General features: G+C 52.5%; 9 protein-coding genes. 8 read left to right on the top strand and 1 reads right to left on the bottom strand.

Going from position 1 to position 10118, the window contains the following annotated elements; all coding sequences use genetic code 11:
* The 7 genes from BBW68_RS01670 to BBW68_RS01640 all read left to right on the top strand — a co-directional run.
* The coding region (locus BBW68_RS01670) for an ATP-binding protein (RefSeq protein ID WP_186821243.1) at positions 1-269 on the top strand (269 nt) is incomplete at its 5' end.
* Positions 270-586: 317 nt separating this feature from the next.
* Positions 587-2614: a type I restriction-modification system subunit M gene (locus BBW68_RS01665; protein ID WP_070133738.1), complete on the top strand. Its 2028-nt coding sequence runs from the start codon at positions 587-589 to the stop codon at positions 2612-2614.
* On the top strand, positions 2611-3888 hold the full coding sequence (locus BBW68_RS01660) for a restriction endonuclease subunit S (protein WP_070133737.1): 1278 nt from the start codon (positions 2611-2613) through the stop codon (positions 3886-3888). The genes BBW68_RS01665 and BBW68_RS01660 overlap by 4 nt, the downstream gene beginning before the upstream one ends.
* Positions 3889-7140 carry a type I restriction endonuclease subunit R gene (locus BBW68_RS01655; RefSeq protein WP_070133736.1) on the top strand — a complete coding sequence of 1084 codons (3252 nt, stop codon included), beginning with the start codon at positions 3889-3891 and terminating at the stop codon, positions 7138-7140.
* Positions 7141-7144: 4 nt separating this feature from the next.
* Positions 7145-8413 (top strand): ISL3 family transposase, encoded by a 1269-nt coding sequence (locus BBW68_RS01650; protein WP_070133735.1) that lies wholly within the window; start codon positions 7145-7147, stop codon positions 8411-8413.
* The gene (locus BBW68_RS19345; protein ID WP_245675186.1) at positions 8397-8777 is read left to right on the top strand and encodes a hypothetical protein; all 381 of its coding nucleotides are present in this window, start codon (positions 8397-8399) and stop codon (positions 8775-8777) included. Before BBW68_RS01650 ends, BBW68_RS19345 begins: the two co-directional genes overlap by 17 nt.
* Positions 8778-8829: 52 nt before the next feature.
* Positions 8830-9141 (top strand): hypothetical protein, encoded by a 312-nt coding sequence (locus BBW68_RS01640; protein ID WP_070133733.1) that lies wholly within the window; start codon positions 8830-8832, stop codon positions 9139-9141.
* 410 nt (positions 9142-9551) lie between these two features.
* Here the strand turns inward: BBW68_RS01640 and BBW68_RS18200 are convergent, their stop codons facing one another.
* On the bottom strand, positions 9552-9683 hold the full coding sequence (locus BBW68_RS18200; RefSeq protein ID WP_148127494.1) for a ribbon-helix-helix domain-containing protein: 132 nt from the start codon (positions 9681-9683) through the stop codon (positions 9552-9554).
* A 124-nt stretch (positions 9684-9807) separates the two neighbouring features.
* Between BBW68_RS18200 and BBW68_RS17410 the strand changes: the two genes are divergently transcribed.
* Positions 9808-10118: helix-turn-helix domain-containing protein (locus BBW68_RS17410; protein ID WP_148127493.1), on the top strand; the 311-nt coding region annotated here is incomplete at its 3' end.

Here is a 10118-nt window from a genome sequence, read left to right as displayed (position 1 = left end):
ATCTGCCGTTCGGTAAAATGGAGACGAACCTGTTCTTTCAGGTCGTTGCTAAACGCTATGAGTCAGGCAGCGTGATCCTGACCAGCAACCTGCCGTTTACTCAGTGGTCCGGAACGTTTGGTGATAACGAAACGCTGACGGCAGCGATGCTGGATCGGCTGCTTCACCATGCGCATATCGCCCAAATCAGCGGCCAATGCTACCGATTGAAGGATAAGCTGAAAAGCGGTCAAATCCAGAAGGAAACGAAAGCAACAACGTTCGAGTAATTCAAAGGGGGTGGGTCAGTTTTACTTTGGCAGGGTGTGTCAGAATTCGATCGGTATTGACAGCCAGTATCAGTGTGCCACTACACATATAACATCGCTGGCGCTATGCGCTAAAATGTCGTACCTATGAATCAGCTCTCCTTCAACTGAAAAGGATATATCGTGGCAGTTATCATCAAAAAAAGGCTATTTGCATTCTGAGGTAGGGTCGCAGATTTAGCCAAGAATTGAAATCCATCCCCTTTTGTGCAAAATCTGGTTGACATTCGCAGATTGACTACAGTACCGTTCTATGCAAAAGGTGGTTGGAGTCAAGAATGAACGAATTTACGGGATCGGCAGCTTCACAGGCTGACTTTATTTGGAAGAACGCAGAAGACCTGTGGGGGGACTTCAAGCATACGGACTTTGGCAAGATCATTTTGCCGTTTACCTTGCTGCGCCGCCTAGAGTGTGCGCTGGAGCCGACTCGCGAGGCGGTGAGAGAAGCGCATGACGCTTTCAAGGATGCCGATGTTGAGCTGGATACCATTCTGCGCTCAACCGCTGAATACCCCTTCTACAACACCTCTGAATACTCCCTTGGCACCTTGGGTAGCACCAAGACGCGCCGTAATCTGGAAGACTACATCGCCCTATTTTCGGATAACGCACGCGCTATCTTCGAGGAGTTTGAGTTTGGCAATACGGTGATCCGGCTGGAGAAAGCGGGCTTGCTGTACAAGATTTGCCAGAACTTTGCCAAGATCGACCTGCACCCGGATACGGTGCCGGATCGGGTGATGAGTAACATCTACGAACACCTGATTCGCCGCTTTGGTGCCGAGGTAAATGAAGGGGCCGAGGATTTCATGACGCCGCGTGACATCGTTCACCTGGCGACCGCATTGCTGCTTGACCCGGATGATGCCCTGTTTGAGGCCAGCCCAGGTTTGATTCGTACCCTGTATGACCCGACCTGTGGCACGGGGGGCTTCCTCACCGATGCTATGAACCATGCGGGCGACTACGGTAAGCGCGACAAGATCCCGCCAGTGCTGCTGCCCCACGGGCAGGAGTTGGAGCCGGAAACCCATGCGGTTTGTGTGGCCGGTATGCTGATCCGCCGTTTGGAGTCCGACCCTGGCCGAGATCTGTCGAAGAACATTCGTCAGGGCAGCACGCTGTCTAACGACCAGTTTGCCGGTGAGTGTTTCCACTACTGCCTGTCCAATCCGCCTTTTGGCAAGAAATGGGAGAAGGACAAAACCGCCGTCGAAGCGGAACACAAAAAAGGCGAGTTTGGCCGGTTTGGGCCGGGCCTGCCGAAAATTAGCGATGGCTCCATGCTGTTTTTGATGCACCTGGCGAGCAAGCTAGAACAGCCGAACAACGGCGGTGGCCGCGCCGCTATCGTGCTGTCGGGTTCGCCTCTGTTTAACGGCGGTGCCGCGTCTGGCGAATCGGAAATCCGCCGCTGGTTGCTGGAAAACGACCTGATAGAAGCCATTGTGGCTCTGCCAACGGATCTGTTCTTCCGCACCAATATCGCCACCTACCTGTGGATTCTGTCCAACAAGAAGACGCAGGAGCGCAAAGGCAAGGTGCAGTTGATCAACGCCACCGACCTGTGGACTTCAATCCGCAACGAGGGCAACAAGCGCCGTATTGTCAGCGATGAGCAGCGCCGCCAGATTCTGGACATCTACGCCGCAGGCGAAACTGGTGCGCTTTCCCAGATGCTGGACTACCGTACCTTTGGCTACCGCCGTATCAAGGTACTGCGCCCGCTGCGCATGACCCTAGAGCTCGATAAGGTGGGCATGGAGCGGCTGAAAGCCGAAGCCGCTTGGGAAAAGCTCTCTGACGCGCATCAGACATTCTGGCGCGAAGCCCTCAAGCCGCTTATCGGGCAAACGCAGCCCTATAGATGGGCAGAAACCTTTGTCAGGGACGCGATCAAGTCCGACGAAGCCAAGCAGCTCAAGGTCAAATCCAACAAGACATTGATCACCGCGCTGTTCAACGCCTTTGGTCACAAAGACCCGGAAGCTGAGCCGGTCACTGATTCCAACGACGAGCTGGTGCCCGACACAGATTTGACTGATTACGAGAACGTCCCCTATCTGGAGGACATCGACGACTACTTCGCCCGCGAAGTACTTCCTCATGTGCCGGATGCCTGGCTGGATGAGAGCTTTACCGATGCCTGGGACGGTCAATTGGGCCGCGTTGGCTACGAGATCAACTTCAACCGCTTCTTCTACCAGTACCAGCCGCCGCGCAAGCTTCATGATATTGATGAAGACCTGAAGCAGGTAGAAGCCGAGATTGCTGCGCTACTGGCGGAGGTTGCCAGCGAATGAGCGAGTACAGAGCATATCCCGCGTATAAGGATTCCGGCGTTGAGTGGATTGGGCAAGTGCCGGAGCATTGGAAAGTGGTGAGAGTCAAGCGACTGGCATCATTGCGCAATGAACGGCGAAATGATGTTTCTATTGAAACCATCTATATCGGACTTGAGGATGTAGAAGCAGGATCAGGGCAGTACAAGCCAACGAATGAAAGCTCTCGTCAATCAGAAGATTCAACTGTAGGCATCTTTTATGAAGGGGATGTCCTGTACAGTAAGCTACGTCCATATTTGCGAAAAGCCATTATTTCAGAGATGGCAGGGTGCTGCTCAACAGAATTTTTGGTTCTGAGGGCTGAAAAAACAGAGCCCAGATGGCTGCAAGATTTGCTTTTAACTCCTGATGTAACGCATCAAATAGCGTCAGGATGCGAGGGAGCCAAAATGCCTCGTGCAGATTGGTGGCATATCGGTTCAATTGAAGTTGTATACCCAGATCAGTCTGAGCAAGCGCAAATACTAACCACCCTCGACCGCGAAACAGCCCGTATTGATGCGCTTATCGAGAAGAAAACCCGCTTTATCGAGCTACTTAAGGAAAAGCGTCAGGCACTGATTACCCACGCGGTCACCAAGGGCCTAGACCCCAACGTGAAGATGAAGGATTCCGGCGTTGAGTGGATTGGGCAAGTTCCGGTGCATTGGGGGATGAAGCCGTTCTTCGCTTTGGTAGCAGAGTTGAATCGAAAAAATACTGGTCTAGTTGAAACCAATATTCTTTCTCTTAGCTATGGATGCATCATTCAGAAGCCTGAAACCAGAAATATGGGGTTGATGCCGGAGTCTTATGAAACCTATCAAATCGTAGAGCCTGGCGAAATCGTATTCAGATTCACCGATCTGCAAAACGACAAAAGGAGCTTGAGGTCAGCCCAGGTTACGCAGAGGGGAATCATTACCTCTGCGTATATGGCCGTGAAGCCGCACAGCATTGCCTCCACATATTTTACATGGATGATGCGCTCATACGATCATTGCAAAGTCTTTTATGCAATGGGGGGGGGGTTGAGGCAGTCTTTAAAATTTGAGGATGTCAGAAGACTCCCAGTGCTTATTCCTCCAGCCGAGGAGCAACGCGACATTACCAGCGCAATCAACGAAGGAACGGCTCGCATTAATTCTCTAGTTGAGAAAACAGAGCATAGTGTAAATCTGCTCAAAGAACGCCGTGCCGCCTTTATCACAGCCGCTGTTACCGGCCAGATTGATCTGCGAGGAGAACAATAAATGCAAGCGTCAGCACATCAGGAAAAGCACTTCCAGCAACACATCATCGACCGGTTGGTAGAACAGGGCTGGAGGCTGGGTGATTCCAAGTTCTACGACACCGAGCGGGCAGTGTACCCCGAAGATCTGGAAAGCTGGATCAAAACCAGCGGCCAGCAGGAAAAATGGGACAAGCTGGAACGGCTAAACGGGGCCAAAACCCTTGAAGTGCTGATGGATCGCCTGGATAAAGCACTGGAGAAACAAGGCACCATGCAGGTGTTGCGCCAGGGCTTTTCCATTGCAGGTTGCGGCCTGATCGAGATGACAGAGGCCGCACCGGAAGACAAGCGTAATGCAGCAGTCATTGAGCGCTATCAGGCCAATATTCTGCGCGTGGTGCCGGAGTTGAAGTATCATCCGGCCCGTGAATTTGCCATTGATCTGGTGCTGTTTATCAACGGTCTGCCGGTGGCAACCGTCGAACTGAAGACCGACTTCACCCAGTCCTGCGAAGCGGCCATGGATCAGTACCGCAATAATCGCCTGCCGTATGACGCCAAGATCATACGCTGGGAACCATTGCTGACCTTCAAGCGTGGGGCGGTGGTGCATTTCGCCATGTCCGAATCTGAAATAATGATGGCGACCAAGCTGGATGGAGAAAACACCTTTTTCCTGCCGTTCAATAAGGGCCGCAAAAACGAGAGCGGCACGGTACATGCGGGTAACCCGCCAGGTGAGATTAAGGCTGATTGTACCCAGGAATACCCGGTAGCCTACTTCTGGGAAGCGGTCTGCCAGCCGAATGCCTGGCTGCGGATTTTCCATAGCTTTGTCTACGTCGAAAAAAAGGACGTTGTGGATATTCAGGGCAACTGGTCGAAGAAAGAAACCCTAATTTTCCCGCGCTTCCACCAATGGACGGCAGTGAACCAGATGCTGGCCGATGCCCACGAAAACGGCGCAGGCATGACCTACCTGTGTGACCATAGCGCCGGTTCCGGCAAGACCAGCACCATTTCCTGGACGGCCCATGACTTAGTGAAACTGCGCGAAGATAACGGCGACGCGGTATTTAACAGCGTGATCATTGTCACCGACCGCAATGTGCTGGACGGCCAGCTTCAGGACGCGGTGAAGCAGATTGACCATCAGTTTGGGGTGATCGCCGCCATTGACCGGCAGAAGTCATCTAAGTCGAAGAGCAAGCAGCTTTCGGAGGCATTGTTGTCTGGCACACCGATTGTGGTGGTCACGATCCAGACCTTCCCTTACGCGATGGAAGCCATCATCACTGATAAGGCCCTGAAAGGGAAAAACTTTGCTGTAATCATTGATGAGGCGCATAACTCGCAGACAGGTTCTACCGCCGCTAAGCTGCAAACCGCGCTGGGGATGAGCGGACAAGGCAAGATGTCCACCATGACGGTGGATGAACTGCTGGAGCAACTGCAAAAGTCCCGTGCCCGCCCCGAAAATATCAGCTACTTCGCTTTTACCGGCACGCCCAAGCACTCCACTTTGATGCTGTTCGGTCGCCCGACAGATCCAAGCCAACCGGCCTCGGACGATAACCCGCCGCAAGCCTTCCACCTGTACACCATGCGCCAGGCAATTGAGGAGAAATTCATTCTCGATGTGTTGAACGGCTATGTGCCCTACAAAACGGCATTCAACCTTTCCAAACAGCTTGAAGACAGCAAACGGGTGAGCGGCAAGGCCGCCAAACGCGCCCTGGCACAGTGGATGTCATTGCACCCCACCAATGTGACCCAGAAGGTACAGTTTATCGTTGAGCACTTCACCAAGAATGTCGCCCACCGGCTGGATGGCAAGGCCAAGGCGATGGTCGTGACCAGCTCCCGTGCCGCTGCCATTCGCTACAAGAAGGCGTTTGACCGCTATATCGAGCAGCACAGCGAGTACGGCTTTATTCATTCACTGGTGGCCTTCTCCGGCAAGATGACCGGTAAGCAGGTAATGCACCAGGATGACAGCGAGTTCAAGGACGATGTGTTTATCGTCGATGAGAACGAGGAGTTCACCGAGCAGAGCATGAACCCGGATGTCCACGGGCAGGATTTGCGCTTTGCCTTTGACCGCCCGGAATACCGGGTGATGTTGGTGGCCGACAAGTTCCAGACCGGCTTTGACCAGCCCAAACTGGTCGCCATGTATGTGGATAAGAAAATCGCTAACCATGTGGAGATTGTGCAGACATTCGCCCGCCTGAACCGGACGGCACCAGGCAAGGATGAGGTCTTTATCATCGACTTCGTGAACGACCCGGAGAACGTGCGCAAGGCCTTTGCCGCCTATGACAAGGGCGCTCACATCGGCGAAGTGCAAGATCTCAATGTGGTCTACGAGATCAAGGAGCGACTGGACGAGCACGGCCTGTACGACGAGAAGGACTTGACCGCATTCAAGGAAGCCCGCTTCAAGACCATCCGCGATATCACCCATACTAAATCGCCGCAGCACAAGGCGCTGTATGCCGCTACGGCGGGAGCGACGGCTTTGTATAACGATAGGATGAAAATGCTGCGCGATGGCATGGCTACCTGGGAAGCAGCGTTTGAGAAAGCCCGCGCCAAGGGTGATGAGGCGGGTATGAAGTCTGCCGATCACCATCAGGATGAGTATGCCGAGCAGATCAAGGCGTTGATAGGCTTCAAGTCGGAGCTGGGGCGCTTCTGCCGTACCTATTCCTATATCGCGCAACTGATTGATTTCGGTGACCCAGCATTGGAGAATTTTACTGCTTTCGCCAAACTGCTGCAAAAACGCCTGCTGCACGAAGCACCGGAAAAAGTGGAGTTGACAGGCCTGGTGCTCACCGGCTTTGACATCAATACTCGACCCGATAACGCAGAAGACGAAACTCCGATATTGCAACCGGCAGGTGCAGGAGGTGGTGGCGCGGCAGGAGATAAACCTAAATTCGTCAAAGAGATTATCGAACGACTCAACAGCCTGTTTGGTGAGGCGACGCCGATCCAGGATCAGGTGGCTTTCGTTAATCAGATTTCAACGATTACCGGTGAAAGCGATGTCGTCATGGCTCAGGTGGAAAGCAATACCCGTGAGCAGGCTATGAAAAGCAACCTCCCCGGCGCTGTTCAGCAAGCGGTTGTTCGTGCTTTGTCCAGTCATCAGAAGCTGGCAACCCAGGTGCTCAAGTCTGACCGTCAGGGCATGACCGCATTGGTTGATATGGTGTATGACCTGCTGCGCGAAGGCAAAGACATCGACCTGGATATGGATTAAGCCGATGCTTGACCTGCTGAATCTGCCAGGCATCAAGCCGGTCGATATGCGCCACGAAAGCAAGTGCCTTGTGATAGTTGCTGAGCCGGTAACAGTCGAGGTGCCGTTATGTGGAAACTGCAACACCCCTATGCACAAACACGGCACGCGTAAAAACAAGTTCATGGACACGCCGTTGTACATGGAGCCCGTCTGCCTTCAAGTTCAGCGCCCGCGCTTTCGCTGTGAGTCGTGCAGAAAAATGTCCATGCCGGAGTTGAGTTTTCTGGATGACAAACGCCAAGCCACCAAACGGCTGGTCGATGTTATTCGGCAACAGTGCCTGGGAACCACCTTCCATGCTTTAGCCGAGCAAACCGGTGTGGCAGTGAACACCGTCAAAAATATCGCTCACGATCTCATTGAGGAACTCTCCCAAACCGTTCGTTACGAAACCCCGGTCATTATGGGTATCGACGAAGTGAACCTGGCCGGCGAGTATCGCTGTGTAATCACCAACCTAGCAACCAACAACATCTTTGATATGTTAGAGCATCGTACTCAAGAGCACCTGAGGCCCTTCTTCAAGGATTTGCCGGATGCTGACAAGGTTGAATGGGTCTGTACGGATATGTGGCGACCCTTCAAGGGTTCCTTTGCTCAGTATCTGCCCAACGCCAAACTGGTGATCGACAAGTTCCATGTCGTCAAGATGGCCTCTGAAGCCTTGGAAGCGGAGCGCAAGAACTATCAGGCACAGTTAAGCAAAGAAGATCGGATTTACGTCAAAAATTCCATTCGCTGGCTAACCCTGAAGCGACCCGGCAACCTGACGCCCGCGGAGCAAAAGGCGCTGGAGGTTGTAAAGAAGGCGATCCCAGAACTTGCCGTGGCCTATGACTTCAAGGAAGCCTTCTACTGCATCTACGACGAACCCGACAAGCAGAGCGCTCAGAACGCCTTTGAGGCTTGGGAAAACAGCCTTCCGCATTATGGCATGGAGCATTTCAAAAAATTGGTGAAAACGGTACACAACCATTACGACGACATCTTTGCCTACGGGGATGCGCCGTTCTCAATCACCAATGGGTATACCGAAGGGCTCAACGGCTTGATCAAGATGTCCAATCGGTTAGGTCGGGGTTACAGCTATGACATCATCCGTGCAAAGACGTTGTACTCCAAAGAAGCCCGTAAGGTTGGCAGTGGTATTCGAGCAGGACGAGGCAAGGTCGAGTATGGGCCGCACATTCCGACATTGTTGAAGCAGGCAGAAGGTGGAGAGTTGGATTAACGCGCGAGAGGGGGCGTCTGAGAATCCAACCAATGTTAGATTCTCGCAGGGTGGTGAAAAACAAAAAAATCCAACCAGAAGCAGCTTTTGTCCGACTAAGAATCAACGATTAGAATGGATGAATTCCAACCCTAGAATGCAAAAAGCCCAAAAAATAAATCAGACTACCTGCGACTCACTGAGACCCGGTTACACCTTTGAAGATTTCCTAGAAGCCTTCAAATCGCTGTACCCGAAAGACTGGGAAAAACTGGGGAATGAATATGCAAAACATGAACGTAAAACAAAACCCGGCAAAAGCCACCCCATGCCAGAACCGGTGCAGTACCTAAAAAATGCCCTGAACGTGCATCAGAAAAAATAACCTATTCAAGCGCTACAGATCGCCTGCGCTTCAGAATCCATAGAGGAACATTGTGAAAAGTTTTGATCACCTGAAACACACCGGTAGTGAATATCTAGACCCGCGACTGCTGATCGCCTGCATTACCGGACATAGCTACCGTGATGCAATGAAGATTCTTGCCGGACAGGGCTGCCACCTGGCGGCAAAAACCGTAACGGTGAATACACAAACTGGCTTCGCGGATCAGGAGTCTGCCACCGTCGAGCTTGAGGCTTTCAGGGAAATCAGGGAATACCTTGCATTCTGCGGCGGCGCTGAGGCCATGCCGCACACGCTGGAGCGTATCACGCAGGCCGTTCAGGAATTAATGAAACGCACATAAGCGTTTCACAACTTTCCTCTTTCTTTATCTGGACAGAACGGTAATTCTGTCCAGTTATCCCGCCCTTATCCCCCGCTTCGGTGGATAACCCACATATGGTGTCTCGGGCAGCTGATCGGCACACAAGATGTAGTGTTCTGCCGCCAACGGCCCCGCCCTGCTCCACCGCCACCGTGTGCAAAACGTGCTGTTTCACCTGGACGAAAAGGTACATTCGGAAATAATGTCTTGCAATGTCGCGAGGCTGATCTTAATTATCTTCTTTGCGGGAAGCAGGCGTTTCTGAGATGAATGACGCCAGAGACGGCAGGCAAGGAGTAAGATGTAAAAACAACACTAAATTGATGCTGAATTGACATCAATAAAAGTCAAAACAATATCACTTTAATATTAAATTAACAGAGAGCGCCTTACCCCCCTACCTGCGCCCCTTTATCCAGCAGCTGGCGTACGGCCATGCGGATTAGTGCGGCGCGGGACAGACCTTCATGCTGGGCGAGATCGTCCAGCTGAGAAATAATAGCGATGTCAAATGTGACCATAATCTGCTCACGCTGACCTTTCGCGAATTCAGATAATAAGTGCAACGCTCGGTCATGTAGATGGAGGGACGGTTAGCTACCGATAAGCTATCCTGCTCTTCCGACTAAAGATGAGCGAATAACTATGAAATATCAGCAGTTAACCGAAGGATTACGATACCAGATAGCTCTGTTGTGTGAAGACAAAGTTAGTCAGGCCGAGATTGGTCGCCGGTTAGGCGTCTGTAAGTCAACAGTCTCGCGGGAACTGCGCCGTAATCGCTCTGTAGATGGCTACCAGCCTGCGGTAGCGCAGAAGCTCAGCACCAGCCGCCGCAAGGCTGCCGGCAAACGCAGGATGCATGAGGATACGGTCTTCTTTGTTGAGGCAGCGCTCAACTGGTTGTGGAGCCCTGAGCAAATCAGCGCCATTGGCGATATCATCGGCAGACCGGT

This window comes from Candidatus Erwinia dacicola (genome assembly GCF_001756855.1).
Lineage (GTDB): Bacteria > Pseudomonadota > Gammaproteobacteria > Enterobacterales > Enterobacteriaceae > Erwinia > Erwinia dacicola.
Note: the sequence above shows the minus strand (reverse complement) of the source record. Positions and strands in the feature narration are given on the sequence as shown.